The organism is Paraburkholderia fynbosensis (genome assembly GCF_902859935.1).
GTDB lineage: Bacteria > Pseudomonadota > Gammaproteobacteria > Burkholderiales > Burkholderiaceae > Paraburkholderia > Paraburkholderia fynbosensis.
The window spans coordinates 27,187-53,555 of the sequence record NZ_CADIKI010000012.1 but is presented as its reverse complement, the minus strand read 5'-3'; the positions used below and the strand labels follow the sequence as shown (position 1 = coordinate 53,555).

Genomic DNA, 26,369 nt, shown 5'->3' with positions numbered 1-26,369 from the left:
GGAGCGGCGTGAGCGCCCAAAGCGCCAATGCCGGTCGACCGCAACAGGCTGCATGGGACCGGAGTAAGCGCTAAAGCGCTAACTCCGGTCGACCGCAACAGGCTGCATGGGACCGGCGTAAGCGCTAAAGCGCTAACTCCGGTCGACCGCAAAAGGTTGCATGGGACCGGAGTAAGCGCTAAAGCGCTAACTCCGGTCGACAGGGAATGGGTATGGATACGCTTCAAAACATGCGCGTATTTGTCCGGGTCGTCGAAGCGGGTAGCTTCACGGGTGCCGCGCAGCATCTGAATACGACCACGGCCTACGCGTCGCGCGCGGTTTCCGATCTGGAAGCCCATCTGCGCACTCGCCTTCTGAACCGGACCACGCGCCGCATCGCGCTGACCGAGGCCGGCGAGCGCTATTTGCAACGCTGCGAGCAGATCCTCGCGTACGTGGACCAGGCGGAAGCCGAGGCGAGCGACGCGCATGCGCGTCCGTCGGGCAAACTCAAGGTTCACGCGATGACGAGCTTCGGTCAGCACTACGTGGTGCCGGCCGTCGGCCGCTATCAGGAGCGCTATCCGGACGTGCACATCGAGTTGACGCTCGCGCAGCGCATGCCCGATCTGCTCGACGAGGGTTTCGACGTGTCGCTGACGCTTGCCACCGGTCTGCCGGATTCGGGGCTGGTGTCGCAGCGCCTGGGCAGCGCGTTCAGCATCGCGTGTGCGTCGCCGGCCTATCTGGCGCGGCGTGGCGTGCCGCAAACGCCCGCGGACCTCGCGCACCATACCTGTCTGCAAATGGTGACGCCGGTGTTTCCGCCCGACCGCTGGACCTTCGACGGTCCGAACGGCGAGGAAACGGTCACGCTCGGCTCGACCACGTTTCAGGTGAACGTCGCCGAGGCGATGGCAGTCGCGGTGTCCCAAGGCATGGGCATAGGGCTGATTCCGATCTATTCGGCGATCGGCGGTCTGCGCAGCGGCGAACTCGTGTGGCTGTTGCCGGAATACACGTCGCAGGAAATGAATTTGTATGCGCTCTATCCGTCCAGGCAGTATCTGGACGCGAAAATCCGCACATGGGTCGAATTTTTGCGCGACGAACTGCCGGCCACGCTGGCGGTGGATCAGGAAGAATTGCGCCAGTTCGCGCGTTCCTGATGCGGCGCGGCGCCGCTTCGTGCGTTTGCGCCCGTTTTGAGCCCTATGCGCCGCTCTTTGGCGCGGTGATTCTCGACGCGTCTGGCTAATCCGCAGGGCGACCTGTTACACGCAAGTGCCGCGTCGCAACATTTCCTTACTTCCGGTTCGCGGTCGATTTGCTAACGTGTGGTTCGCGCGCTGCCGCTTCAGCCGGACGCGCCTGTCACTGCCGTTCGGCATGTCGCAACAACTGAAGGACGAGGGATTCATGGATACGCATCTGATGATCGGCGTGGCCGTCATGCTGGGATTGATCGGGATCGCCGCATCGCGCGATCTGCTGCGCCGCCTGCGCGAACAGCAGCCGCAACTGGTCCCCATCAAGGTCGAACGCCCGGATCTGCGGGCGCAGCGGCGCGACCGCTGAGCTTGAGCGCGACGCTTCGTTTGAGCGCGACGCGTTGTCGTCACTGCGGCCGTGGCCGCCGGGCTGCTCTTTCAGAGTACCGCTCGTCGTTCTTCGCCTGTCGTTTTTCGCGTCTCGTTTCTTGCGAGACGCGCCTGCGCTGTCATTGCAGCGCTTCGATCAACCCCGGCTCGTCATTGAGTGTGCGGTCCACCTCGTGACTTACACGGTGCCAGCGAAAGCGGGCGGCGGGCAAGCCGCCGGCACGCGCCAGTTGCTCGAGTTCGTCGGACGGTAACGCCGGATCCAGCCAGCGGCGCGCGGCATCCGGCGCGAAGGCGAGCGGGCGGCGGTCGTGCACGTCGATCAAACCCGCGTCCGCGCTGGACGTCACGATCACGAATCCCATTCCTTCCGTTTGCGGCTCGGCGCCGCGCACGCTCGACAACGCAGCGAGATACATCGGCTCGTCTTTCTTCAGATGGACGAAGTAGGGTTGGCGGGTTTTTGCGTTCGTTTGCGCCGGGTCGTCCCGGCTGCTGCCCGCGGGTACGGCCTCCACGCGCCATTCGAACCAGCCGTCCGCCGGCACCAGCACGCGGCCGGTCTTCCACAATTGCTCGAAGTAGCGCGCGGTCGGCGCCGTGTCGGCGCGCGCGTTGATCGTCTGCGGTAGATGCTGTTCGCACGCCCATGCCGGGCGATATCCCCAGTGAATCGCGCGCAGCGTTTCATCGGGATAGATCGCGAGCGGATGCGTGCCGGGCGCCAGGTTGTAGCCTGGGCGGCGGTCGGCGGCGTCGAAGAGCATCAGTGGATCGGTCAGGCCGAGATGCTCGGCGTAACGCTGCGGATCGCGATACTGGCTGATTCGACCGCACATGAGCGACCTCCGGAGAACGATCTGCGTGGCGGGTTGGCGCGAGTTGGCGTGGCTGGCTGTGGATCGGTGAAGTGGGGGACTTCGCTGGCTTGCCTTTGGGACAGCCACGACCACACACCCTCCGCCCACAGCGTAATGCCTGCGCTCCAGCCGCGCTACCCAGACCAGCCCCAAGCCACGACGCTAGATCTCGACGACCTTATCCCAGGCGAACAATGGGTTTTCCCACTGCCTCGTGCGCCGGTCGAAATAGCCGCGCGGATTGCACACGACGCGCGTGCCGTCCACAACATAGTCGAACGACGTATGCGTATGTCCATGAATCCACAACGCGACGGGCGCGCGCACCAGCTCCGGCAAATGGTTGACGAAACCCGCCGACACCCGGTCCTGCGCGTAGCGCTCGGCGAGACTCAGCCGATGCGGCGCGTGATGCGTGACGACGATCGTCTTGCCGCCGAACGGTTTCGCCAACTCGCCTTCGAGCCATGCGCGCGCCTGCCGGTGCAGCGCGAGCGAGTCGGCGGGCGTGAAGTCGCGGGTGGCATCGTGGGTGTCGTGCGGCCAGTTCATCTGGATCAATCCGCGGAAGTCGAGCATGACCCGGCTCGACGCGTCGATTGCTTCCGCGAGCGCGTCGGGGTCCGTACCAAACAGCGCGAAATCGGTCCACAAAGTCGTGCCGAGCACGCGCCAGCGGCCCTGGCGGTCGATCAGCGCGGCGTTGTTCAGCACGTGGACGTTGTCGACCTGCGCGGCGGCGTCGTAGAGCGCGCTTTCCAGCGCGCCGAACTCGCCGTCGTAGTACTCGTGATTGCCGGGCACGTAGACCACGGGCGTCGCGCCGTCGAAGGTCTGCGCGGCCCAGCGCGGACCGGCCGCGTGATTGTGGATGTCGCCGGCCAGCACGATCACATCCGCGTGCGCATGCGGAATCAGCTCGGGCTCGTCGTTTTCCAGATGCAGATCGGACAGCACTCGAATCTTCACGGCAACGGCTCCTGCAAAGGCCCCCGTATGGCAACACGGAGGCTTCGGACGTTAGCTTAGCGTAGCACCTTGCCCGGGTTCATCAGGTTCAGCGGATCGAAGGCACGTTTGACGGCGCGCATCATTTGCACTTCGACGTCCTGCTTGTAGTGCGCGGCCTCGTCGACCTTGAGCTGACCGAGCCCGTGTTCCGCGCTGATGCTGCCGCGATGCCGCTGCACGCTGTCGTAGACGATCCGGTTGATCGGGCTCTGATACTGCTTGAGAAACGCCTTCGCGTCGACGCCCTCGGGCGCCTGCACGTTGTAGTGCAGATTGCCGTCGCCGAGATGCCCGAACGTGACCATGCGCGCGCCCGGCGCCGCCTGCGCGACGGCCGCATCGGTCGTCTCGATGAAGTGGCCGATGCGCGAAATCGGCACCGCGATGTCGTGCTTGATGTTCAGACCTTCCTCGGCCTGGGCGAGCGGAATGTGCTCGCGCAGATTCCAGAACGCACGCGACTGCGCGAGGTTTTCCGCGACCACCGCGTCCTGCACCAGACCTTCTTCGAGCGCGGTTTCCATCAGACGCTCGAACAGCGCGCGTGCGTGCTCCTCGCTTTCGCTGTCCGACAGTTCCAGCAACACGACTTGCGCGTGCGGCTCGGCGAACGGATAGCGCATCTGTTCGAAGTGCCGGCCTACGAGCCGCAGGCAGAAATCCGACATCAGTTCGAAGCCGGTCAGAAGCGGGCCGGCGACGCGCTGCGTGAGCGACAGAAAGTCGAGCGCCGCGTGCGGCGAAGCGAGAGCGGCGAGCGCGGTGACCCGCGCGGCCGGCTGCGGGTGCAGCTTGAGCACGGCCGCCGTGATGATGCCGAGCGTACCCTCTGCGCCGATGAACAGATCGCGCAGATCGTAGCCGGTGTTGTCCTTGCGCAGTCCGCGCAGGCCGTCCCACAGTTCGCCCTGCGGCGTCACCACTTCGAGACCGAGGCACAGCTCGCGCGTGTTGCCGTAGCGCAGGACACCGGTGCCCCCCGCGTTGGTCGCGAGATTGCCGCCGATCGTGCAGCTGCCTTCCGCGGCGAGGCTCAAGGGGAACAGACGGCCGGCCGCGTCGGCGTGCCGCTGCACGTCGGCGAGGATGACGCCGGCTTCGACGGTGATCGTGTTGTTGTGCGGATCGATGTCGCGCACGCGATTCAGGCGCCGCAAGCTGATGACGGCCTGCGCGCCGCTCGCATCGGGCGTGGCACCGCCGGCCAGACCGGTGTTGCCGCCTTGCGGCACCAGCGCGACGCGATGCTCGACTGCGAGCCGGACTAGCGCCGCGACTTCGGCGGGCGTGGCCGGGCAGAGCACCGCGCAGGCCGCACCGCTGTAGCGGCGGCGCCAGTCGGTGAGATACGGGGCGGTGTCGTGCGGATCGGTCAGCACTTGCGCGGCGCCGATGGCGTCGCGACAAGCGGTGAGGAAAGCGGTCTGGGTCATGATGGTCGGTCGGCGTTCGGGCGCAAAGATTGGACGGGGCGGGTGCTTTTGTCTTTATCTTGCCGGTTTTTCGTCAGGGGCTTGGGTTGGGATGGCTGTCCGCCTCGGGCGGCGCCGCGGCGGTTACCTGGGGTGCTGCGGCGTGCGTTGCCGGACGCATGGCTGACGGTGTCGCTGCCGGGCTTGTTGCCGGCGACGTTGCCGACTGTCTTGCTGCTTCAGGCGTATCACGATCGCTTACGCGATTTTCAGGAGCATCGCCAGCGGCTTGCCTCCCAGCCTCCTTCGCCGCGCGCTTCGCCGCCCGCTTGAACGGCGCCACATAGGTCAGCGCGCAAACAAAAAAGATCACCGCGAGCGCGGCTTGCAAGCAGCCGAGGCGCGCGCTCAGCCCGTGATCGCTCCAGCCCCGTACGACGCCTTCGGCAAAATACAGCAGGACCAGCATCGACGCCCACTGCAGCGTGTAAATCCGGCGCCGCCATACGCCAGGCAGCGCGCACAGCAGCGGCAACGCCTTGAGCACGAGCGCCGAGCCGCCGGGACGCAACGGCGCGAGCCACCACTCCCACGCGACGGCCAGCGCGATCAGCGCGAGCAGAGCGGCAATGGCGCCGAGCGCGGCCGCGGGTTTGGACGCTGCGGGCAGCGCGCTGGGATGTAGGGACGCCGCCATTGCGTCGTCGGTTATGTGGGCCGTTGCCGACGCCGCGCCGGGCGGTTTCGACCCAGGCTTATGCTTCATCCCGGATGTCACCTTCGGTCCGCTCACGGCCTCTCGCTCATGGACGCCGCCGTGCGCGCGACGCGTGCGCCGAGTGCGATGGCGAGCGTTTTCTCGTCGGCGGAGATGCCTTGCGCGGCGCTGCCCGCACGCGCAAAATGCGACGCGCCATACGGCGTGCCGCCGGTTTGCGTGGTGCTCAACGCACTCTCCGTGTACGGGATGCCGACGATCAGCATGCCGTGGTGAAGCAGCGGCAGCATCATGCTGAGCAGCGTGGATTCCTGGCCGCCGTGCAGACTGCCGGTGGACGTGAACACGCAGGCCGGCTTGCCGGACAGGGCGCCCGCCAGCCACTGCGGCGTGGTGCCGTCGAGAAAGTATTTGAGGGCCGCGGCCATGTTGCCGAAGCGGGTGGGCGAGCCGAGCGCGAGGCCGGCGCATTCTTCGAGATCGCGCAGTTCGACGTAGGGCGGTCCTTCGGGGGGGATGTCCGGCTGCGTGGCCTCGCAGACGGTGGAGACCGCCGGCACGGTGCGCACGCGCGCCTGCATGCCGGGGACGCTGTCGACGCCATGCGCGATCGCCAGCGCGAGCTCGCGCGTGGCGCCGTGACGGCTGTAATAAAGCACGAGAATGTCTTTCATAGGCCTCATCGGTGAACGGGTATTATAGGGGCTCGGTCCGCTCCGCAGGCCACTCATAGCCGTTCGGCCAGGTGCCGCGCGCGCTTCCCCAGGCACCGGTTCACGAAGCAAGGAGATGGGTTTGTTGTCCAGGGTGCGTTTCGATCTCGACACGCTCAAACGACTCGCGCGGTTTGCCGCGCAGCGCATCGGCGAAGATCGTATTCCGCAGGTGGCCGGCAGTCTCACGTTCACGGCGATGCTGGCGCTCGTGCCGCTCGCCACGGTCGCGTTCGCGTTGTTCACCGCGTTTCCGATTTTCAGTTCGTTCCAGGATTCGCTGCAGCTTTTTCTCGCGGACCACCTGATGCCCGCGCAACTGAACAGTCAGATTTTCAAGTATCTGAACCAGTTCGCGGCGAAGGCGAAAGGGCTGACCACGATCGGCATGATCCTGCTGTTTCTCACGGCAGTGATGACCATGATGACCGTCGAATCCGCGTTCAATGTGATCTGGCGGGTGCGCAAGGCACGGCCGATCGCGCAGCGCATTCTGGTCTACTGGGCGATCATCACGCTGGGGCCCATTCTGATCGGCGTGAGCCTGTCGATCTCCTCGTATCTGTTCACGCAGTCGATGACCTTCAGCGCGGCGCAGCGCATCACGCCGCTCATCGAATGGGCGCTCGCGGGCGCCGCGCTGCCGCTGACGGCGCTCGCCTTCACGATTCTCTACGTCTATCTGCCGAACTGCCGCGTCGAATGGCGCGACGCGGTGATCGGCGGCGTCACCGCCGCGATCGCGTTCGAACTCGCCAAGCGCGGTTTCGGCTACTACGTGCGGCGCATTCCGACCTACACCGCGGTGTACGGCGCGTTCGCCGCCGTGCCGCTGTTCCTCTTGTGGATGTATCTGTGCTGGTTCATCACGCTCGCGGGCGCGATGATCGCGTCCGCGTTGCCGGCGATTCGCATCGGACAGTTTCACCGGCCCACCTTCGACGGCAGCAATCTGTTCGATTCGCTTGAACTGCTCGCGCGGCTCTCGGAAGCACGCGACGCGGGCGGGCGCGGCTACACGGTGCCCGAGCTTGCGCGGATGCTTCGCCGCGATATGGACATCACGCTCTATCTGCTCCAGCGGCTCGAGGAGATCGACTGGATTGCGCGGCTGGAGGACGACGCCGGTCCGCATTTCCTGCTGCTGGCGAACCCGGCGCAGGTCATGGTCGAGCGCCTGTTCGACATGTTCGTGATCGACCGCGCGGAGCTCGCGTATCAGCTCGATCTGGAGTCCACCCGGGTGGATGGCGCGACGCTGCTGGCCTCGCTCGAGAACGACAAGCTGAAGGTGACGCTTGCCGCGTTGCTGGCGGCGCGTGCGGCGGCCAAAGCGGCCCGTGCCGGGGAGAGCGAGCGCGCTGCGCCGTCGATGCCGCACCAGGCGGCTTGACACGATGCAGGGCGATTGATGCCTGGCGGCGAGGGTGTAGGACGAAGGCGAGCCGCCCGCAATTGGACGGCGCTCGCATCAGGCGTTATCAGGCGCTGAAAATCGCGGTGAAGTGATCGAGGCAAGCTGGCAAAGAAAGTCGCTGGGCATAACCGCTGACGCGCCGATCACATTAGCCAACCCACCGCACAACTAGAGCGAAATCCTGCCGACGCAAATGTCCTTGAACATCACCCAGTCACCCATCAGGCTGTAGAGCGGATGACGGAAGGTGGCCGGCCGGTTCTTTTCGAAGAAAAAATGCCCGACCCAGGCAAACCCGTAGCCGCAAATTACCGCTGCGGGCAGCCATAGCCAGTCTCCTGTGGCGAGCGCCATCGCCAGACAGCCGATCACGCCGAGCGATCCCACGAAATGCAGCCGCCGCGAGACCATGTTGCGATGCTCGCTCAAATAGTACGGATAGAACTCCGCGAAACTCGCGAAGTGATCGGTATGCGCGGTGTGAGCCATGATGGCCTCCGATGTGGACGCTTGCCGCCGTCATGCCCGTCGCTCCGGGTGGCTTCGCCGCGTGCCGCCATGCTTCGCACGCGCTCGCAACAGGACAGGCTTGAATCATTGTGCGGCTATCGGGCCCCGCGCGCAACCTGGCCATTCGGACGATGGCGCGGCTGTTTCACAGCGCGTATTGTGCTACCTCACTTGCCAGTTCTTGCGATGCTTCACGACCGCGCTAGCGGGCTTCGAGAGGTGGTTTGGAAGCGAAGCTGAACAGCGCATCGAGCGTGGCGTCGGGTTGTTCGGTCATCAACGCGTGGCCCGCGTCGAGCGTGACGGTGTCGACTGACGCACCTGCTTGCGCAAGCGCGTCGGCGAGCGCTTTGGCCGCGCGCGGCGGCGTCATCGCATCGCGCCGGCCGACGATCAGGCGCGTCGCGCAGCGCACCTGGGCGGCGCGGGCGAGACCGTCCGCGTAGTCGTTGCACGCGGTGAAGTCGGTATGGAACAGCTGCGCTTCACCGCTCGCCGAGACGCGCTCCATCAGCCGCTGGTTCATGCCGTGCAGCCAGAAGCCCGGACCGGGGCAGGAGGGCTTGGCCGCGAGCGTCGAATGCGACCATTGGTTGACCATGCTTATCGCGTCGGGCTCGCGATGCAGCGCGGCGTCGAGCAATCCGTCGGAGACAGCCATCGGCATCGCCGTGGCGAGCAGTGCGAGATGCGTCGTGCGGTGCGGATAGCGCCCGGCGAAGTCGAGGGCGATCAGCGAGCCCATACTGTGGCCGGCCACGAATGCGCGCTGCACACCGGCGGCGTCGAGCAGTGCGGCGAGCCAGCCGGCCATCGCCGTCACGCTGGTGAGCGCGGGGCCGCTGCTGCGGCAGTGGCCGGGCAGGTCCACCGCCAGCATGCCGAAGCCGTGGTGCGCGAAGTAGCGGCTTTGCAACGCCCACACGCTGTGGTCGTGCTCGGCGCCGTGGATGAACACCGCGCTCGGCAGGCGGGCGTCGAACGGTTTGCCGCCGGTGTAGGCGTAAGCGGGTCGGCCTTGAACGGTGACGATCATGCGGACTCCGGGCGGGATTTTGCGGCGGTGTCGGAAAGGGCTGGGGAGCTGGTTTTTGCGGAAGTGGTGTCTGTGGCGGATGCAGCCGCCGCGCCGCTTCGAGCAATCGCAGCGCCGCCCGATTTCTGCGCGGCCTTCAACGCGCGCTTGAGATCGTCGATCAGATCGTCGGGATCTTCGAGGCCGATCGACAGGCGGATCGTGCCTTCCGCGATGCCGGCGGCGGCAAGCGCGGCGGCATCCATACGAAAGTGGGTGGTCGATGCGGGATGAATCACCAGCGAGCGCGCGTCGCCGACATTCGCGAGGTGCGAGAACAGCGACAGCGCTTCGATGAAACTGCGCCCGGCCGCGCGGTCACCACGCAGATTGAAGCTGAACACGGCGCCCGCGCCGCGCGGCAGCAGACGCTGCGCGAGCGCGTGGTCGGGATGCGTCGGCAGTTCCGGATAGGCGACCGTTTCGACCGCGTCGTGAGCGGCAAGGAACTCGACCACGCGGCGGGTATTGGCGACGTGCCGTTCCATCCGCAACGGCAATGTCTCGATGCCTTGCAGCAGTTGCCACGCGGCTTGCGGATGCAGGCACGCGCCGAAGTCGCGCAGACCTTCGCGGCGCGCGCGCAGCAGGAACGGCGCGACCGTGCTTTCCTCGCTGAACACCATGCCGTGGAAGCCTTCGTACGGCTCGGTGAATTCGGGAAAACGCCCCGATGCGTCGAAGTCGAACGTGCCGCCGTCCACCAGCACGCCGCCGATCGTCGTGCCGTGGCCGCCGAGGAATTTGGTGGCCGAGTGATACACGAAGTCCGCGCCGTGCTCGAACGGTTTGAGCAGATACGGCGTCGTGAAGGTCGAGTCGACCAGCAGCGGCACGCGGTGCTCATGTGCGACCTGCGCGACGGCGGCGACATCGAGCACGTCGAGCCCGGGGTTGCCGAGCGTCTCGCCGAACAGCAGCCGCGTATTCGGGCGCAGCGCGGCGCGCCATGCGTCGAGGTCGCCCGGTTTGACAAAGGTTGTCTCGATGCCGAAGCGCCGCAGCGTGTAGTGCAGCAGGTTGTGCGAGCCGCCGTAGAGCGCACTGGAGGCGACGATGTGCGAGCCCGCGCCCATCAGCGTGACGATCGCCAGATGCAAGGCCGCCTGGCCGCTCGCCGTGCCGATCGCGCCCGCGCCGTTTTCCAGCGCGGCCACGCGCTCCTCGAACACGGCCACCGTCGGGTTGGAGATGCGCGAATAGACGTGGCCGGCGCGCTCCATGTTGAAGAGCGCCGCGGCGTGGTCCGAGTCGCGGAACGAAAACGAGGTAGTCTGGTAAATCGGCGTGGCGCGCGCGCCGGTGGCGGGATCGGGCGCGGCGCCGGCATGCAGCGCAAGCGTGTCGAAACGGTTGGCGGACATCGTGGGCGGCGGGGCCACGAGCGGCCTCGCGAAAGGGGAAAGTGGCGGCCATCCTATCACCGGCAGGATCCGCATCAAGCGCGGTTTTCCCGATGCGCGTGCACGGCGCGGCACAGATTCGAGATGGCGAACGCCCGCTAAGCCTTGGTGGGCGGGCCGCTTTCCTTTTATGGGCCTTTCCGCTAGGATCGAAAATCATTCATGCATTGCCAGCTAGCGGGTATCACGGAGACAGATCATGCGAGTCAGCGACATTCTTAAAGTCAAAGGCAACACCCTTTTCACGGTCACACCGGATACCACGCTGCACGACGCGGTCAATACGATGGCCGAGCACGATATCGGCTCGCTAGTCGTGATGGAATATGGCGATCTCGTCGGCATGCTGACGTTTCGCGAAATCATCCTGACGCTGAGCAAGAACGGCGGCAGCGTCGGCACCTCGACGATCCGCAAGGTCATGGACGACCATCCGCTCACCTGCACCCCCGAGACCGACGTCAATGAAGTCCGCCGCATGATGCTCGGACATCACGTGCGCTATTTGCCGGTGATGGAAAGCCGCACGCTGATGGGCGTCATTTCGTTTTACGACGTGGCGAAGGCGGTGGTCGAAGAGCAGGGCTTCGAAAACCGCATGCTCAAGGCGTATATCCGCGACTGGCCGGAAGAACAGCAGGAACAACAGCCGACGCGTTGATGGCGGTGACTGACCGTCGCGCTCGGGCATTGTATGAGCGGGAAGGGGCAGCAAAGGCGCGCGCGAAAGCGTGCGCTTTTTTTGTGTCCGGCGCTCTCGTGGGCGGGCCTGCAGAAGCGGCGCCTGTGCGCCCGGTTGAACCGTAGTTCCGTTCCGTGCTTCGCGTGATGTGACGAGCCGCCTGCGCCCGGCTTCGTTCTCTGCGCTTTCTCCGTTGTTGTTCTTCTGGGCCGTTCTCCGAACTTCATGAGCGATCGTCCGTTACCTGCCACCCGTCGCGGCTCCCGTGCGCACGAAGCGCATGAATCCCAGTTCCGGCTGCTCAGGCAGCGCCGATTCGCGCCGTTTTTCTGGACGCAGTTCCTCGGTGCGATGAACGACAACGTGTTCAAGATCGGCTTCACGTCGCTCGTCACGTATCAGGCGGCGCGCTTTTCCGGCGTCGATCCGGCCACCGCGGCGTTCCTGATCTCGGCCATTTTCATTCTGCCGTTCGTCCTGTTCTCGGCTACCTCCGGCCAGATCGCCGACAAGTACGACAAGGCCATGCTCACACGCCTCGTCAAGAGTTTCGAAATCGTCGTGATGCTGATCGGCGGCGCGGGGTTCTGGCTGCATAGCGCGCCGTTGCTGTATCTGTGCACGTTTCTGATGGGCGTCCATTCGACCGTGTTCGGGCCCGTCAAGTACTCGTATTTACCGCAGCATCTGTCGAAGGCGGAACTGATCGGCGGCAACGGCATGGTCGAGATGGGCACCTTCGTCGCGATCCTGCTCGGCGCGATCGTCGGCGGCGCGGGCGCGGGGCTCGCCGAACATGGCGCGCTGGTGCTGGCCGGCGCGTGCATCGCGATCGCGCTCGCGGGGCGCATCGTGTCGGGCTTCGTGCCGGCTACGGCCGCGCCGCAACCCGAGTTGCGCATCAACTGGAATCCGTTCAGCGAGACGTGGCGCAACCTCAAGCTGGCGCGCGAAAACCGCACCGTGTTCCTGAGCCTGCTGGGCATTTCCTGGCTGTGGTTCGTCGGCGCGACGTTTCTGTCGTCGTTTTTCAGCTTCGCGAAGAACGTGCTCTCCGCCAATCCCGACGTCGTGACCGTGCTGCTCGGCACGTTTTCGATCGGCATTGGGATCGGCTCGCTGCTGTGCGAAAAACTCTCTAAGCGGCGCATCGAAATCGGTCTCGTGCCGCTCGGCTCGATCGGCATGAGCGTGTTCGCGATCGATCTGTTTTTCGCGAGTCACGCGCTTGCGCCCGTTGGGCACCTGCTGAGCGTCGGCGAGTTCCTCGGGCGGCTCGCGCATTGGCGCGTGCTGGCCGATCTGTTCCTGCTCGCGATGTTCGGCGGCTTCTACAGTGTGCCGCTCTATGCGTTGATCCAGAGCCGCAGCCGGCCGAGCCACCGGGCGCGCATCATCGCCGCGAACAATATCCTGAATTCGCTGTTCATGATCGTATCGGCGTTGATGGCGATGGGCCTGACCTCGGCCGGCTTCGGCATTCCGGCGATCTTCCTCGTCACCGCGCTGCTGAACATCGTCGTCGCCACCTACATCTATTCGCTGGTGCCGGAGTTCCTGCTGCGTTTCATCGCGTGGATGCTGGTGCATACGTTCTACCGGATTCGCCTCGTACATGCCGAGCGGATTCCGGACGAGGGCGCGGCGGTGCTGGTGTGCAACCACGTAAGCTTCGTCGATGCGATCGTCATCATGGCCGAGAGCCCGCGGCCGATCCGTTTCGTGATGGATCATCAGATCTTCAGCTCGCCGTTTGCGGGGTGGGTATTTCGTCACGCAAAAGCGATTCCGATCGCACCGGCGCATCAGGACCCGGAACTGCTCGCGCGCGCCTATGAGCGTTGCGCGCAGGCGCTCGCCGAGGGCGAACTGGTTTGCATCTTTCCGGAAGGCAAGCTCACGCGAACCGGCGAGATGAATCCGTTTCGCCATGGCGTGATGGAGATCGTCGGGCGCACGCCCGCGCCAGTCATACCGATGGCGCTGCGCGGCCTGTGGGGCAGCGTATTTTCTCGCGGCAACGATGCGCACTGGCCGCGGCCGATCCGCAAGGGCGTGATGAGCCGGTTGAGCCTCGCGGTGGGCGAGCCGATCGATCCGGCGCAGGCGACGCCGGAGAAGTTGCAGCAGATCGTCACCGAGTTGCGTGGGGCGCGGAAGTAGCGGGCAGCAATGGTGGCCGGCGCTGCTGCGAAAGCCACCTCCACCTTCGTCGCCGTCCCGACGACGCTTCCTACGGTCAAAACGAAAATTCCTACTCGCGACAGCGCGTTTGCCGACACCCCGCGCGAATCGTCGCAGGCTTGCGGCTGAGTTGGCCTTGGCCAATCGTCCATTCATGCCGCGCAACCCGTTCCACGTGCGATGGGGCTGGCATAATAGCGCTTTCCCCGCATTTCTTTGGACGACGCCCATGTCCGGCAACACGCTCGGTACGCTTTTCACTGTCACGACCTTCGGCGAATCGCACGGCCCCGCTATCGGCTGCGTGATCGACGGCTGCCCTCCGGGCATGGCGCTCGACGAAGCCGACATCCAGCTCGAACTGGACCGCCGCAAGCCCGGCACGTCGCGCCACGTGACGCAGCGCCAGGAAGAAGACAAGGTCGAGATCCTGTCAGGCGTGTTCGAAGGCCAGACCACCGGCGCGCCGATTGCGCTGCTGATCCGCAATACCGATCAGCGCAGCAAGGACTACGGCAACATCGCCGACACGTTTCGCCCCGGTCATGCCGACTACACCTACTGGCAGAAGTACGGCATCCGCGACTATCGCGGCGGCGGCCGTTCGTCGGCGCGTCTGACGGCGCCCACGGTGGCGGCGGGCGCGGTCGCGAAGAAGTGGCTACGCGAGAAATTCGGCACAGAGATTCGTGGTTACATGGCCGCGCTCGGCGAGATCGACGTGCCGTTCGTCGACTGGGCGCAGGTGCGCGAGAACCCGTTCTTCGTGCCGAACGCTGACATCGTGCCGCAGCTCGAAGACTACATGGACGCGCTGCGCAAGGACGGCGACTCGATCGGCGCGCGCATCAACGTCGTGGCCTCCGGTGTGCCGGTCGGACTTGGTGAGCCGCTGTTCGACCGCCTCGACGCCGACATCGCGCACGCGATGATGGGCATCAACGCGGTGAAGGGCGTGGAGATCGGCGCGGGCTTTGCGAGCGTCGCGCAACGCGGTTCGGTGCACGGCGACGAGTTGACGCCCGAGGGTTTCGTCGGCAATCACGCGGGCGGTGTGCTCGGCGGGATTTCGACCGGCCAGGACATCACGGTGTCGATCGCGATCAAGCCGACGTCAAGCATTCGCACGCCGCGCCGTTCGATCGACAAGGCGGGCCAGCCGGCCGTCGTCGAAACGTTCGGGCGGCATGACCCGTGTGTCGGCATTCGGGCCACGCCGATCGCCGAATCGATGCTCGCGCTGGTGCTGATCGACCACGCACTGCGCCATCGCGCGCAATGCGGCGACGTGTCCGTCAGCACGCCGAAGATCGCGGCGAACGCGCCTTAACCGACGCGCGTCGACCGTCTTTTGACTCGCTGAGCGCGCGGCAGTTATCCCCATGACCGATTCGAACACCGGCCTGGCGGATAGCCAGCTCGCCATGCTGCGTGCGCGCGCCGCCACGCCGGATGCGTCCGCAGGCGACTGCTTCGCATTCGGCCAACTGCTGCTGCAGCACGCCGGCCGCGACAAAGCCCGCCAGCATGAGGCGCTCGCCGCTCTCGTGCGCGCCTACCGGCTCGATCCTTCGAGCGAACCCACGTTGCTTCCCATGCTTGCGCAGACGGCCTTCGTCGTGCGCGACTGGGTGCTGCTCGACTCGGCCGCCGGACTGCTGCTCTCGCACCACCCCGAAGACGCCAATGCGCTCATGTGGCGCGCGACCGCCGTGCAACAGCGTGACGACTTCGCCACTGCCGAGCGCTTGCTGCGTGAAGCGGTGCGCGTCGTGCCCACCAATCCGGTGGCGCTTCACAAGCTCGCGCTGTGCATCAAGGAGCAGGCGCGTTTGGCCGAAGCCGAGGCATTGCTCAGGCAAGTGCTGGCGCTGTCGCCGAACAACGCGCATGCGTTGTTCGATCTGTCGGAACTCGAAATCCGCTCAGGCCGTTTCGTCGATGGCTGGGCGCATTACGAGTCGCGCGTCGCGTTCGCCGATGACATGAACAACGCGCAGCATGCGCTCGCGGCAATCAGCGCGTATTGGCGGGGCGAATCGCTGGCCGGCAAAACGCTGGTGGTCTATGGCGAGCAGGGCAATGGCGATTGCCTGTGGGCGGTGCGCTTTCTGCCGCTGCTGGCCGATCGGGCGCGGCGCGAAGGCGGGCGCGTGGTCTTCGGTCATGATGGGCCGTTGCGTCATCTGTTCGAGCGGACACTGCCCGCCGATCTGCCGCTCGAAACGAGTCTCGACACCCGGCCTGATTTCCACTGCGGCCTGATGAGCTTGCCACTGCGGCTTGGCATTGCCGATGCAGCGGGGTGGGGCGCGCCGTACCTGAGGGCCGATCCGGTGCATGTGCGGACATGGCGCGAGCGGATCGACGCAGAGCTTGCGGCCACGCGCGGCAATCTCAAAGTCGGGGTGGCGTGGAACGGTAATCCCGAACATATCCGCGACATGCGGCGCTCGGTGCCCGTCGAGCAACTCGAGCCGCTATTGAACGTGGCGAACGTGAGCTATTTCGCATTGTCGCCGGGACGGGGCGCAACACTCGCGCAGTGGCGAGCCAAGGGTCTCGACGCGATCGACATGACCGGCCATTTCCAATCAGGCTTCGACGATGTCGCCGCGTTACTGGCGAATCTGGATCTGGTCGTGACGATCGACAGCGGACCCGCGCATCTGGCCGGGGCGCTCGGCGTGCCGACCTGTTTGATGATCGACCACGTCTGCGCATGGTTCTGGGGCGATTCATCGCCGCATACGGCCTGGTACGATTCGATCGAGCTGGTTCGACAGCCGCGCGTCGGCGACTGGGCGCCGGTCGTGGCGAAGGTGCGGGAGAGGATTGAGGCGATGACGCGCGAGCGTCGTTGAAACTTTCGCCTTCGCGCGGCGCCGGCGAGGATGCAGGCGCCACGCGAAGGCAAGCAAAGCCGCCTTACATATTCGGGTAGTTCGGCCCGCCGCCACCTTCCGGCGTGACCCACACGATATTCTGCGTCGGGTCCTTGATGTCGCAGGTTTTGCAGTGCACGCAGTTCTGCGCGTTGATCACGAGCCGCTCGCTGCCGTCGTCGTTCTTGACGAACTCATACACCGCCGCCGGGCAATAGCGCGCCTCCGGCCCGGCATAGGTCTGCCAGTTCACGTTCACCGGCACCGACGGATCTTTCAGCGTCAGATGCGCCGGCTGGTTCTCCTCGTGATTGGTGTTCGAGATGAACACCGAAGACAAACGGTCGAAGGTCAGCTTGCCGTCCGGCTTCGGATACGTGATCGGCGTGCACTGCGAAGCCGGCTTGAGCATCTCGTGATCGGAATGCTGGTGATGCAGCGTCCACGGCACGTTGCCACCCAGCAGCTTCTGTTCGATGCCCACCATCAGCGTGCCGAGGTACAGGCCCTTGCTCATCCACTGCTTGAAGTTGCGCGCGCGGTACAGCTCGGTATGCAGCCACGACGTCCTGAAGCTCTCCGGGTAGGCCGTGAGTTCGTCGCTGGTGCGCCCGGCCTGCACGGCATCGAACGCGGCTTCGGCGGCCAGCATGCCGGTCTTGATCGCCGCATGCGAGCCCTTGATCCGCGATGCGTTCAGGAAGCCCGCGTCGTCACCGACCAGCGCGCCACCGGGGAATACCAGCTTCGGCAGCGACATCAGGCCACCGGCGGTGATCGCCCGCGCGCCGTACGACACGCGCTTGCCGCCTTCGAGCACTGCGCGGATCGCCGGATGCGTCTTGTAGCGCTGGAATTCCTCGAACGGCGACAGATACGGATTCGAATAGCCAAGGCCGACCACGAAGCCGACCACCACCTGGTTGTTGTCCATGTGGTAAAGGAACGAGCCGCCGTAGGTGTCGTTTTCGAGCGGCCAGCCGGCCGTGTGCATGACCAGACCCGGCTTGTGCTTCGCGGGATCGATCTCCCACAGCTCCTTGATGCCGATGCCATAGACCTGCGGATCGGCGCCCTCGCGCAGCTTGAACTTCTCGTTCAGCTGACGGCCCAGGTGGCCGCGCGCGCCTTCGCAGAACAGCGTGTACTTCGCGTGCAGTTCCATGCCGAGCTGGAAGTTCCCGGTCGGCTCGCCGTCCTTGCCGATGCCGAGGTTGCCGGTGGCCACGCCCTTGACCGAGCCATCGTCGTTGTACAGCACTTCGGCCGCCGGAAAGCCCGGGAAGATTTCGACGCCGAGCGCTTCGGCCATTGTCCCAAGCCAGCGCGTGACGTTCGCGAGGCTGATCACGTAGTTGCCGTGATTTTTGAAGTTGTCCGGCAGCGCCCAGGCCGGCACGCTCTTCGAGCCGGTTTCCGTCAGGAACAGGAAGCGGTCTTCGGTCACGTCGACCGTCAACGGCGCGCCTTGTTCCTTCCAGTCCGGCATCAGTTCGGTGATCGCGCGCGGGTCCATCACCGCGCCCGACAGGATATGCGCCCCGATCTCCGAGCCCTTTTCCAGTACGCACACGCCCAGCTCGACGCCTTTTTCAGCCGCCAGCTGTTTCAGGCGGATCGCCGCGGACAGGCCTGCCGGGCCGCCGCCGACGATCACCACGTCGTATTCCATCGACTCGCGGGGGCCGTACTGCTCAATGAGACTTGCGGGGGTCATCGATGCTCCTCTTACCGTTAGAATGCTTTTTTCGGGTTGGTATTGTGGGCGATCGATCCCCGCACTGCAACCGGAGGAATAAAGATTAGCACGATCGTTCTATTTGTATGCTACGGTAGCGACCCGCAGCGACGGGCTTACCGCACCTGTCAACCGTATCTGTCGTTACAACCGAACAAGGAACGTCAATGGGCCGTTCGATCAATCTGGAAGGCAAGGTCGCGCTGGTTACCGGTGCTTCGAGCGGCTTGGGAAAGCGCTTTGCTCAGGTGTTGTCGCAGGCGGGCGCCAAGGTCGTGCTGGCAAGCCGGCGCACCGAGCGGCTGAAGGAGTTGCGCGCGGAGATCGAAGCGTCGGGCGGTGCGGCACATGTCGTCTCGCTCGACGTGACTGATTATCAGAGCATCAAGGCCGCGGTGGCGCACGCGGAGACCGAGGCGGGCACGATCGATATCCTCGTCAACAATTCGGGCGTGTCGACTACGCAGAAGCTCACCGAGGTTACGCCGGCCGACTTCGAATATGTGTTCGATACGAATACGCGCGGCGCCTTCTTCGTCGCACAGGAAGTCGCCAAGCGCATGATCATGCGCGGCAACAATGCGCAGAAGCCGTCGTACCGGATCATCAATATTGCATCGATGGCGGGGCTGCGCGTGTTGCCGCAGATCGGCCTGTATTCGATGAGCAAGGCGGCCGTCGTCCATATGACGAAGGCGATGGCGCTGGAGTGGGGCAAACACGGGATCAACGTCAACGCGATCTGCCCCGGTTATATCGACACTGAGATCAACCACCATCACTGGTCGACGGAGCAGGGGCAGAAGCTGGTGTCGATGCTGCCGCGCCATCGCGTTGGCAAGCCGGACGATCTTGACGGGCTGCTGCTGTTGCTGGCAGCCGACGAATCACAGTTCATCAACGGCTCGATCATCGCCGCCGACGACGGCTTTGGGCTCGCATGAGCGGCCCGGATTGACGCTGGTTCGAAGAAAGTGTTTTACGCGCGCGGGGGTTCCTGTTGCGTGAGAGCCCGCGCTATCGTGCAACGCATGGGCAGATTGGCCGCGTGCCAGTCTGCCCGGGCGTCGAGTGGGTTTCAGTCATGTCAGGCAGTAAGAAGAACGGAAGTACGATGAGCAATTTTCACGCAGTTTTCGAGATGTCGATGCCGATCCGCTGGGGCGACATGGACGCGTTCGGCCATGTGAACAACACGGTCTATTTCCGCTACATGGAGCAGGTGCGGATTTCCTGGTTCGAGCAACTGGGGTTCATCGGCGGCGATAGTAGTGGGCAGGGACCGGTGATCGTCAATGCGTCGATGGAGTTTCTGAAGCAACTGCACTATCCCGGCGACGTGATCGGCCGGATGTCGGTGGCGACGCCCGGGCGCAGCAGCTTCGACACCGGCTTCGAGCTGGTGCGCGCCGACGACCCGCACACCGTGTATGCACGTGGCGCCGCGCGTTGCGTCTGGATCGATTACGCGGCGGGCAAGTCGGTGCCGGTGCCCGATCTGCTGCGCGCGACCATCGAGCGTGCCGCGCTGGTCAAGGCGGCTTGATGGGCCGAGTGGGTGAACGCTACCGCTCGTGCCGCCCATCCACGCCTGCAACGCTTTAACCGGCTGCCGGGCACCGCAGTTACCCGCGCGAGTGCGAAGACATGAGTCACTCGCACATTTTCACGCCCGTCCTTCAACTCCCAAGCAGCCGCTGCAAAAGCTCGGTTGCGTTGCCCGTATCGTATTTGCGCATTAGCCGCGCCCGGTAGACGTCCACCGTGCGCGGGCTGATCTCCAGCACCCGGCCGATCTGCTTGCTGGTCTTGCCCGTCACCAGTTGCGCGGCGATTTCGCGTTCGCGCGGCGTCAGCTCCACCGCCACGCGCCGCGTCGCGCTCAAATCCTCGAAGGTCCAGACGCCTGCCGCGTGCGGGTCGGCGCGTTGCAGCGCGCGGCCCGTCACGTGGCACCAGAACAATTCGCCGTTGGCGCGCTTCATGATGCGGTCGTCCGCATAGCTGCCCTGCGCGGTCATGATCGGCGGAATGCGTGCGCCGATCCGCTCGAATTCATCCGCCGAGGGATACAGCACCTGGAACGACTGGTCCAGCAGCGACTCGCGCGTGCAGCCGAAAATCGACGCGAGCTCGTCATTGCAGTCTTCGATAATCCGTTCGCGCGACAGCACGAGTCCGATCGGGGCGAGGTGGAACGCGGTTCGATAATCCAGGGCGGGCATGGGTTGGCGGCAAATACTTATGTAGTTTTGCGTATTGTGCCGTATGGCGTGCGCAGCGTACTCTTTCGAGCACATCACAACGCGGCCAGACTGTCCGCGGCGGGCATTGCGTGAAGTCCAGGGCAACCTGGGCGCACAGGCCGCCGGGGATGACTAGAATGACGTGTCGGGTTCGACCCGCGGAACGTCATACCGGCCGCAACGATCCGAAGACCGGCTTTTCCGGCTGCGGATTTCCATAAAAAGGAAGGGACATACTGATGAACAAGGTCTATCCAGGCGCCGCCGAGGCGCTGAAAGACATCGTCAAGGACGGGCAGACGTTCGCCGTCGGCGGTTTCGGGCTGTGCGGCATTCCGGAGGCATTGATCGGCGCGCTGCGCGATTCGAACGTGCAGGGCATCACCTGCATCAGCAACAACGCGGGTGTCGACGGGTTCGGCCTCGGTCTGCTGCTCGAAACACGCCAGGTCAAGAAGATGATTTCGTCGTACGTCGGCGAGAACAAGGAGTTCGAACGCCAGTATCTGGCCGGCGAACTCGAGCTCGAATTCACGCCGCAAGGCACGCTCGCCGAGAAGCTGCGCGCGGGCGGCTCGGGCATTCCGGCGTTCTTCACCAACACCGGCTACGGCACGCTGATCGCCGAGGGCAAGGAAACCCGCCAGTTCGGCGAGAACCACTACGTGCTCGAACATTCGCTGACCGCCGACGTCGCGCTCGTCAAGGCATGGAAGGCCGACAAGTCGGGCAATCTGATCTACCGCCGCACCGCGCGCAACTTCAATCCGATGTGCGCGATGGCCGGCAAGATCACCGTCGCCGAAGTCGAAGAGATCGTCGAAGTGGGCGACCTCGATCCGGACGCGATCCACACGCCAGGCATCTTCGTGCAGCGCATCGTACTGAATGCGCATCCGGAAAAACGCATCGAACAACGCGTCGTCCGCGCGAAAGGAGACTGATCATGGCATGGACTCGTGACGAAATGGCCGCGCGCGCGGCGCAGGAATTGCAGGACGGTTTCTATGTGAACCTCGGCATCGGTCTGCCGACGCTGGTGGCGAATCACGTGCCGGCGGGCGTCGAAGTGTGGCTGCAGTCGGAAAACGGCCTGCTCGGCATCGGCCCGTCGCCGACCGAAGAAGAAGTGGATGCCGATCTGATCAACGCGGGCAAGCAGACGGTGACGACATTGCCGGGCTCGTCGATTTTCTCGTCGGCGGATTCGTTCGCGATGATTCGCGGCGGCCACATCAACCTGGCGATTCTGGGTGCGATGCAGATCAGCAAAAAGGGCGACCTCGCCAACTGGATGATTCCGGGCAAGATGATCAAGGGCATGGGCGGCGCGATGGATCTGGTCGCGGGCGTCAAGCGCGTGGTGGTGCTGATGGAGCACGTCGCGAAGGGCGATCAGCACAAGATCCTCGACGAATGCACGCTGCCGCTGACCGGCGTGGGCGTCGTCGATCAGATCATCACCGACCTCGGCGTGATCGAGGTGACGGATGCCGGTCTGAAGGTGACCGAACTGGCGCCGGGCGTGAGCGTCGACGAAATCAAGGCGAAGACCGGCGCACCGCTCGACGTGAGCGCGGTGAGTTGAGGCCGGTTAGGGGCGCCGTGAAGTCTTGAGCGGCGAGGCGGCAACCACACGGTTTCCCGAACGGGCGAGACGCGAGTCTCGCCCGTTCTGTTTGTGCCGCGCTTTGTGCCGGGCGCGTGCGTCCTATGCCATCCGGCCGATCCTTGCCGCGCGGCAAAGCGGTTTACAATCGTTTGAAGATTGAACGCCTGTCTGTCCCTGCTGTGCCCGAGCCCAATCCGCAGCGCTTTCGCAAGGAACCCAGATGACCGCATCGACCTCCGCTTCCGCCGCCGGACAGCCCGCGCCGCGCCAACGTTACGTGCAGTGCGCGAGCGCCGCGGGCTTGCACCGCGTCGCCTACACCGAATGGGGCGACCCGGACAATCCGCGCGTGCTGCTGTGCGTGCATGGCCTGACGCGCTCCGGGCGCGACTTCGACCGCGTCGCGGCGCAATTCGCCGGAACCTACCGTGTGGTGTGTCCGGATGTGGTGGGGCGGGGCTTGTCGTCGTGGCTCGCGAACCCCAACTTATATGGCATTCCGCAATACGTCGCCGACATGGTCACACTGATCGCGCGCCTGAATGTCGAAACGGTCGACTGGTTCGGCACGTCGATGGGCGGCTTGATCGGGCTCGGGCTGGCCGGTTTGCCCGAAACGCCGATTCGCAAACTGCTGCTGAACGATGTCGGCCCGCATCTGGAGCCGGCCGCGGTGCAACGTATCGGCGACTATCTCGGCAAGCCCGCGCGCTTCGAGACGCTGCAACAGGGCATCGACCACGCCGCCTTGCTCGCGCAAACTTTCGGCCCGCTCACGCCGGACGAATGGCGTGAAATCAACACGCCGCTGCTGCGCGAACAGGAAGGCGCGTGGCTGTTTCGGTACGACCCGCGCATCGCCCAGCCGTTTGCCGCGAGCACCGAGGAGGCGACGAAACTCGGCGAGGCCGCGCTCTGGCATTCGCTCGCGTCGTTCCAAGGGCCGGTGCTGGTGGTGCGCGGCGAGCATTCCGATCTGCTGTCGCGAGAAACCGTTGCGAAGATGGTCGCGGCCGGACGTGCCGTGTCGAGCGCGGAGATCGCCGGGGTCGGGCATGCACCCGCCTTTCTCGCGGCCGATCAGGTCGAGCTCGCAAGACGGTTCTTTATCGGCCCCGCGCTCGACGCGTCATAATAGACGGTTGCGCGTGGCGTGTTTGATCGGCGCCATGCGGAGTGCATTCTGATCAACTTTCAACCCATCTCAGGATTTTTCATGGCAGTCATTCGTCATCACGTCGGCAAGCGCCTCTCGGAAACCGCCGTGCACAACGGCACCGTGTACCTCGCAGGCCAGATCGCCGAAGACGCGGATCAGGACATCACGGGGCAGACGCGCGAAGTGCTCGGGCACATCGACCGCCTGCTGGGTGAAGTGAACAGCGACAAATCGCATCTGCTGTCCGTGCAGATCTACATCTCGGATATGGTGCATTTCGCCGGCATGAACGCGGTGTGGGACGAGTGGGTCGCACAAGGCGACACGCCGCCGCGCGCTACCGTCGAAGCCAAACTCGCCAACCCGAAGTGCCTCGTCGAAATCGTCGTGGTCGCGGCGCAGCGCAGCTAGGCCTCGCGCGGTCGCTGTTGTTGAAATTCCCTTGTTTCGTCTGGCCCGGCGGGCCGTCGCACCATGAATACCGAAATCGTTACGAGCACGTCTCACCCCATTCCTTCTTTCGACGAAGCGATGGCGTTCGTGCGCGAGCATGCGGGCGAGGTGCGGCTGTCGTCGGGGGAATCGCTGGCGGATCACGCGGCGGGGACGGCGTCGATCATGCGCAAGCTCAATGTCGATCCGCCGGCGGTGCTGGCGGCGGCGCTGTTTGCGTTGACGCCGCATCTGCAGGACCCGGAGCGCGTGATCACCGACAAGTTCGGCGAAGAGGTCGCGCAACTGGTCGGTGACGTGCGCAAGCTGCTGCGCCTTGGCACGGTGAGCTTGCGCGCTGCGCAGAATGCGATACCCGAAGTCGGGCGCGATGCACAGGCCGCGCGCCGCGTGCAGGTCGAGGCGCTGCGCAAGATGCTGCTCGCGTTTGCGCAGGACATTCGGGTGGTGCTGATCCGTCTGGCGTCGCGTTTGCAATCGCTGCGGTATTACGCGGCGGCGAAGGTCACGCCTTCACCGGACGTGGCGCGCGAGACGCTCGATATCTATGCGCCGCTCGCCAACCGCCTGGGCATCTGGCAACTGAAGTGGGAACTCGAGGACCTCGCATTCCGTTTCGAAGAGCCGGATACCTACAGGCGCATCGCGAAGCTGCTCGACGAGAAGCGCGTCGAGCGCGAGAGCTATGTCGCGCAGGCGATCGAACGCCTGCAGGAGGAGCTGGCCGCAGCGCAGATTCGCGCGGAAGTCAGCGGCCGGCCGAAACACATCTACAGCATCTGGCGCAAGATGCGCGGCAAGCAGCTCGACTTCGCCGAACTCTACGACGTGCGCGCCTTTCGCGTGATCGTGCCGGACATCAAGGATTGCTACACCGTGCTCGGTATCGTGCACAACCTGTGGCAGCCGGTGCCGAGAGAGTTCGACGACTACATCTCTCGGCCCAAGCCGAACGGCTACAAATCGCTGCACACGGTGGTGATTGGCGATGACGGCCGCGCGTTCGAAGTGCAGATCCGCACGCAGGAAATGCATCAGTTCGCCGAGTACGGCGTGGCAGCGCACTGGCGCTACAAGGAGGCCGGCGCGCGTGGCTATGGCGGGCAGTTCATCGCCAACGAGAAGTATGACGAGAAGATCGCGTGGCTGCGGCAACTGCTTGCGTGGAAGGACGAAGTCTCGGAGGGCGAGCATGGCGAGCAGCGCGCGGCGCAGCCGTGGGAGCAACTGCGCCAGGCCACGCTCGACGACGACCATATCTACGTGCTGACGCCGCAGGCGCGGGTAATTGCGCTGCCGCACGGCGCAACGCCCGTCGATTTCGCGTATCACCTGCATAGCGAGCTGGGGCATCGCTGCCGCGGTGCACGCGTCGACGGCGCGATGGTGCCGCTCAATACCCAGTTGCAGAACGGGCAGACGGTCGAGATCGTCGCGGTGAAAGAGGGTGGTCCTTCGCGCGACTGGCTCAACCCGCAACTCGGCTATCTGCACAGTCCGCGCGCGCGGCAGAAGGTGCGCGCATGGTTCAACGCAGTCGAGGTGCAGGAGCACATCGCGAGCGGCCGTGCGATGGTCGAAAAGACCTTGCAACGCGAGGGCAAGACGTCGGTCAATCTCGATCAGCTAGCCGCCAAGCTCGGCTTCAAGACCACCGACGATCTGTTCTCCGTGGTCGGCAAGGAGGAGTTCAGTCTGCGGCTCGTCGAACAGGCGTTACACGATGCGCCGCCGCCGGAGCCCGTGGTGGAAGCGCCGGAGCAGTTCGAGAAGCGCAGCAGTGGGGCGAGCGTCGCGCGCGGAGCGTCCACCGGCGTGCTGGTGGTCGGTGTCGATGCGTTGCTCACGCAGCTTGCGCGCTGCTGCCGGCCGGCGCCGCCCGACGGCATCTGCGGTTTCGTCACGCGGGGCAAGGGCATGTCGATTCACCGCAGCGACTGCCCGACGTTCCGGCGGATGGCCGAGCGCGCGCCGGAGCGTGTGTTGCAGACCGCGTGGTCGGCGGATGTGATGAGCGGCCGCGGCCAATCCGTGTATCCCGTCGACCTCTCTATCGAAGCGACAGACCGACAGGGTTTGCTGCGCGATATTTCCGAAGTGTTCGCGCGTGAAAAGATGAATGTGATCGGCGTGAAGACGCAAACGCGCCGCAACGCCGCGTTCATGCAATTTACCGTCGAAGTGTCGAGCGCCTCGCAGATCCAGCGCGCTTGCACGCTGCTCGGCGAGGTGACGGGCGTGATGCGCGCATCACGCAAGAACTGACGCGTGCGCGAGATGGCGCGCGGAAGCTTCTGTCGTGCATCTGCTTGGGTCCATTCGCAGGACGCGCGCGAGCGACTCGAAATTTAAAGCCGGTGCAGAAAAGTGCTTGCCAAGCGGTGTGGGGCTCCATATAATCTCGTTTCTTCAGGCTCGTAGCTCAGCTGGTTAGAGCACCACCTTGACATGGTGGGGGTCGTTGGTTCGAGTCCAATCGAGCCTACCAACGAAAGAGAAATTCCGGTTTTGCCGGGGTTTCGCAAACTGCAGCAAGCGCTTGTGGCGCAAAAGGCGAATACGGTTATGACACCGCGAACGTTGACCGAGAGCACTTCGGAGCGACGCTAGTCGAGGACCACTTTCGCCAGTGTAGTTTGCAGGAAATGTGAATGCGGCCCCTCGAAAGCGGGGCCGCATTTTTTTTGGTTTTTTGACCTTGATGTATG

23 protein-coding genes, 1 tRNA gene and 1 pseudogene are annotated in these 26,369 nt (G+C 64.7%); 15 read left to right on the top strand and 10 right to left on the bottom strand.

The genetic code is table 11. From position 1 onward, the window contains the following. Positions 1–212: 212 nt before the first annotated feature. Positions 213–1,151: a LysR family transcriptional regulator gene (locus HV770_RS20390; protein WP_175162473.1), complete on the top strand. Its 939-nt coding sequence runs from the start codon at positions 213–215 to the stop codon at positions 1,149–1,151. 166 nt (positions 1,152–1,317) lie between these two features. Next, positions 1,318–1,560 (top strand): hypothetical protein, encoded by a 243-nt coding sequence (locus HV770_RS20385; RefSeq protein ID WP_175162404.1) that lies wholly within the window; start codon positions 1,318–1,320, stop codon positions 1,558–1,560. 142 nt (positions 1,561–1,702) lie between these two features. Here the strand turns inward: HV770_RS20385 and HV770_RS20380 are convergent, their stop codons facing one another. From HV770_RS20380 to wrbA, 5 genes and pseudogenes are all read right to left on the bottom strand, one after another. Further along, entirely contained in the window at positions 1,703–2,422 is a 720-nt protein-coding gene (locus HV770_RS20380) for an SOS response-associated peptidase (RefSeq protein WP_175162471.1), read from the bottom strand. 183 nt (positions 2,423–2,605) lie between these two features. Next, positions 2,606–3,412: a metallophosphoesterase gene (locus HV770_RS20375; RefSeq protein WP_175162469.1), complete on the bottom strand. Its 807-nt coding sequence runs from the start codon at positions 3,410–3,412 to the stop codon at positions 2,606–2,608. A 56-nt stretch (positions 3,413–3,468) separates the two neighbouring features. Then, positions 3,469–4,887, bottom strand: coding sequence for an FAD-binding oxidoreductase (locus HV770_RS20370; RefSeq protein ID WP_175162467.1), 1,419 nt, complete (start codon positions 4,885–4,887; stop codon positions 3,469–3,471). 268 nt (positions 4,888–5,155) lie between these two features. Continuing rightward, positions 5,156–5,563 (bottom strand): annotated as a pseudogene (locus tag HV770_RS38795) (DUF2069 domain-containing protein); the annotation flags it as partial. A 92-nt stretch (positions 5,564–5,655) separates the two neighbouring features. Beyond that, the gene (gene wrbA, locus HV770_RS20360) at positions 5,656–6,258 is read right to left on the bottom strand and encodes an NAD(P)H:quinone oxidoreductase (RefSeq protein ID WP_175162463.1); all 603 of its coding nucleotides are present in this window, start codon (positions 6,256–6,258) and stop codon (positions 5,656–5,658) included. Between the two features lie 115 nt (positions 6,259–6,373). Between wrbA and HV770_RS20355 the strand changes: the two genes are divergently transcribed. Continuing rightward, positions 6,374–7,690, top strand: coding sequence for a YihY family inner membrane protein (locus HV770_RS20355; protein ID WP_175162460.1), 1,317 nt, complete (start codon positions 6,374–6,376; stop codon positions 7,688–7,690). Positions 7,691–7,882: 192 nt separating this feature from the next. Here the strand turns inward: HV770_RS20355 and HV770_RS20350 are convergent, their stop codons facing one another. From HV770_RS20350 to HV770_RS20340, 3 genes are all read right to left on the bottom strand, one after another. Next, the gene (locus tag HV770_RS20350) at positions 7,883–8,203 is read right to left on the bottom strand and encodes an Mpo1-like protein (RefSeq protein ID WP_121315215.1); all 321 of its coding nucleotides are present in this window, start codon (positions 8,201–8,203) and stop codon (positions 7,883–7,885) included. 223 nt (positions 8,204–8,426) lie between these two features. Then, positions 8,427–9,260, bottom strand: a complete 834-nt coding sequence (locus HV770_RS20345; RefSeq protein WP_175162458.1) for an alpha/beta fold hydrolase — start codon at positions 9,258–9,260, stop codon at positions 8,427–8,429. Beyond that, the gene (locus HV770_RS20340) at positions 9,257–10,663 is read right to left on the bottom strand and encodes an O-acetylhomoserine aminocarboxypropyltransferase (RefSeq protein ID WP_175162457.1); all 1,407 of its coding nucleotides are present in this window, start codon (positions 10,661–10,663) and stop codon (positions 9,257–9,259) included. The genes HV770_RS20345 and HV770_RS20340 overlap by 4 nt, the downstream gene beginning before the upstream one ends. Positions 10,664–10,901: 238 nt before the next feature. On the opposite strand from HV770_RS20340, the gene HV770_RS20335 reads away from it, so the two are divergent. The 4 genes from HV770_RS20335 (at position 10,902) to HV770_RS20320 (ending at position 16,432) form a co-directional block, all read left to right on the top strand. Then, positions 10,902–11,363: a CBS domain-containing protein gene (locus HV770_RS20335; RefSeq protein ID WP_175162455.1), complete on the top strand. Its 462-nt coding sequence runs from the start codon at positions 10,902–10,904 to the stop codon at positions 11,361–11,363. A gap of 246 nt (positions 11,364–11,609) precedes the next feature. After that, positions 11,610–13,547 (top strand): MFS transporter, encoded by a 1,938-nt coding sequence (locus tag HV770_RS20330; RefSeq protein WP_175162453.1) that lies wholly within the window; start codon positions 11,610–11,612, stop codon positions 13,545–13,547. Between the two features lie 250 nt (positions 13,548–13,797). Then, complete coding sequence (gene aroC / locus HV770_RS20325; RefSeq protein ID WP_175162451.1) at positions 13,798–14,898, top strand: chorismate synthase; 1,101 nt, start codon at positions 13,798–13,800, stop codon at positions 14,896–14,898. A gap of 52 nt (positions 14,899–14,950) precedes the next feature. Continuing rightward, the gene (locus HV770_RS20320) at positions 14,951–16,432 is read left to right on the top strand and encodes a tetratricopeptide repeat protein (protein WP_175162449.1); all 1,482 of its coding nucleotides are present in this window, start codon (positions 14,951–14,953) and stop codon (positions 16,430–16,432) included. A gap of 64 nt (positions 16,433–16,496) precedes the next feature. Here the strand turns inward: HV770_RS20320 and HV770_RS20315 are convergent, their stop codons facing one another. Next, a complete protein-coding gene (locus tag HV770_RS20315) occupies positions 16,497–18,170 on the bottom strand; it encodes an electron transfer flavoprotein-ubiquinone oxidoreductase (protein WP_175162447.1) in 1,674 nt (557 codons plus the stop codon). 188 nt (positions 18,171–18,358) lie between these two features. On the opposite strand from HV770_RS20315, the gene HV770_RS20310 reads away from it, so the two are divergent. Both HV770_RS20310 and HV770_RS20305 read left to right on the top strand, forming a co-directional pair. Further along, positions 18,359–19,135: an SDR family oxidoreductase gene (locus HV770_RS20310; RefSeq protein ID WP_121315208.1), complete on the top strand. Its 777-nt coding sequence runs from the start codon at positions 18,359–18,361 to the stop codon at positions 19,133–19,135. Between the two features lie 170 nt (positions 19,136–19,305). Further along, positions 19,306–19,737: an acyl-CoA thioesterase gene (locus tag HV770_RS20305; protein ID WP_175162445.1), complete on the top strand. Its 432-nt coding sequence runs from the start codon at positions 19,306–19,308 to the stop codon at positions 19,735–19,737. Positions 19,738–19,870: 133 nt separating this feature from the next. On the opposite strand, the gene HV770_RS20300 is transcribed toward HV770_RS20305, so the two are convergent. Further along, positions 19,871–20,416 (bottom strand): LuxR C-terminal-related transcriptional regulator, encoded by a 546-nt coding sequence (locus tag HV770_RS20300; RefSeq protein ID WP_175162444.1) that lies wholly within the window; start codon positions 20,414–20,416, stop codon positions 19,871–19,873. 260 nt (positions 20,417–20,676) lie between these two features. Here HV770_RS20300 and HV770_RS20295 point away from each other — a divergent pair, with 260 nt between their 5' ends. The 6 genes from HV770_RS20295 to HV770_RS20270 all read left to right on the top strand — a co-directional run bounded on the left by HV770_RS20295 (position 20,677) and on the right by HV770_RS20270 (position 26,149). Next, positions 20,677–21,381 (top strand): CoA transferase subunit A, encoded by a 705-nt coding sequence (locus HV770_RS20295; protein WP_175162442.1) that lies wholly within the window; start codon positions 20,677–20,679, stop codon positions 21,379–21,381. A gap of 2 nt (positions 21,382–21,383) precedes the next feature. Next, positions 21,384–22,025 carry a CoA transferase subunit B gene (locus HV770_RS20290; protein ID WP_121315204.1) on the top strand — a complete coding sequence of 214 codons (642 nt, stop codon included), beginning with the start codon at positions 21,384–21,386 and terminating at the stop codon, positions 22,023–22,025. 244 nt (positions 22,026–22,269) lie between these two features. Then, on the top strand, positions 22,270–23,184 hold the full coding sequence (locus HV770_RS20285; RefSeq protein ID WP_175162441.1) for an alpha/beta fold hydrolase: 915 nt from the start codon (positions 22,270–22,272) through the stop codon (positions 23,182–23,184). A gap of 81 nt (positions 23,185–23,265) precedes the next feature. Continuing rightward, on the top strand, positions 23,266–23,619 hold the full coding sequence (locus HV770_RS20280; protein ID WP_168663727.1) for a RidA family protein: 354 nt from the start codon (positions 23,266–23,268) through the stop codon (positions 23,617–23,619). Between the two features lie 63 nt (positions 23,620–23,682). Then, a complete protein-coding gene (locus tag HV770_RS20275; RefSeq protein ID WP_175162439.1) occupies positions 23,683–25,926 on the top strand; it encodes a RelA/SpoT family protein in 2,244 nt (747 codons plus the stop codon). A 146-nt stretch (positions 25,927–26,072) separates the two neighbouring features. Continuing rightward, positions 26,073–26,149, top strand: a tRNA-Val gene (locus HV770_RS20270). Positions 26,150–26,369 lie beyond the last annotated feature (220 nt).

Coding starts and splice junctions, on each gene's coding strand:
- HV770_RS20390 (WP_175162473.1), top strand. CDS start 213: ATGGATACGCTTCAAAACATGCGCGTATTTGTCCGGGTCGTCGAAGCG.
- HV770_RS20380 (WP_175162471.1), bottom strand. CDS start 2,422: ATGTGCGGTCGAATCAGCCAGTATCGCGATCCGCAGCGTTACGCCGAG.
- HV770_RS20370 (WP_175162467.1), bottom strand. CDS start 4,887: ATGACCCAGACCGCTTTCCTCACCGCTTGTCGCGACGCCATCGGCGCC.
- wrbA (WP_175162463.1), bottom strand. CDS start 6,258: ATGAAAGACATTCTCGTGCTTTATTACAGCCGTCACGGCGCCACGCGC.
- HV770_RS20355 (WP_175162460.1), top strand. CDS start 6,374: ATGGGTTTGTTGTCCAGGGTGCGTTTCGATCTCGACACGCTCAAACGA.
- HV770_RS20350 (WP_121315215.1), bottom strand. CDS start 8,203: ATGGCTCACACCGCGCATACCGATCACTTCGCGAGTTTCGCGGAGTTC.
- HV770_RS20345 (WP_175162458.1), bottom strand. CDS start 9,260: ATGATCGTCACCGTTCAAGGCCGACCCGCTTACGCCTACACCGGCGGC.
- HV770_RS20340 (WP_175162457.1), bottom strand. CDS start 10,663: ATGTCCGCCAACCGTTTCGACACGCTTGCGCTGCATGCCGGCGCCGCG.
- HV770_RS20335 (WP_175162455.1), top strand. CDS start 10,902: ATGCGAGTCAGCGACATTCTTAAAGTCAAAGGCAACACCCTTTTCACG.
- HV770_RS20330 (WP_175162453.1), top strand. CDS start 11,610: ATGAGCGATCGTCCGTTACCTGCCACCCGTCGCGGCTCCCGTGCGCAC.
- aroC (WP_175162451.1), top strand. CDS start 13,798: ATGTCCGGCAACACGCTCGGTACGCTTTTCACTGTCACGACCTTCGGC.
- HV770_RS20320 (WP_175162449.1), top strand. CDS start 14,951: ATGACCGATTCGAACACCGGCCTGGCGGATAGCCAGCTCGCCATGCTG.
- HV770_RS20315 (WP_175162447.1), bottom strand. CDS start 18,170: ATGACCCCCGCAAGTCTCATTGAGCAGTACGGCCCCCGCGAGTCGATG.
- HV770_RS20310 (WP_121315208.1), top strand. CDS start 18,359: ATGGGCCGTTCGATCAATCTGGAAGGCAAGGTCGCGCTGGTTACCGGT.
- HV770_RS20305 (WP_175162445.1), top strand. CDS start 19,306: ATGAGCAATTTTCACGCAGTTTTCGAGATGTCGATGCCGATCCGCTGG.
- HV770_RS20300 (WP_175162444.1), bottom strand. CDS start 20,416: ATGCCCGCCCTGGATTATCGAACCGCGTTCCACCTCGCCCCGATCGGA.
- HV770_RS20295 (WP_175162442.1), top strand. CDS start 20,677: ATGAACAAGGTCTATCCAGGCGCCGCCGAGGCGCTGAAAGACATCGTC.
- HV770_RS20290 (WP_121315204.1), top strand. CDS start 21,384: ATGGCATGGACTCGTGACGAAATGGCCGCGCGCGCGGCGCAGGAATTG.
- HV770_RS20285 (WP_175162441.1), top strand. CDS start 22,270: ATGACCGCATCGACCTCCGCTTCCGCCGCCGGACAGCCCGCGCCGCGC.
- HV770_RS20280 (WP_168663727.1), top strand. CDS start 23,266: ATGGCAGTCATTCGTCATCACGTCGGCAAGCGCCTCTCGGAAACCGCC.
- HV770_RS20275 (WP_175162439.1), top strand. CDS start 23,683: ATGAATACCGAAATCGTTACGAGCACGTCTCACCCCATTCCTTCTTTC.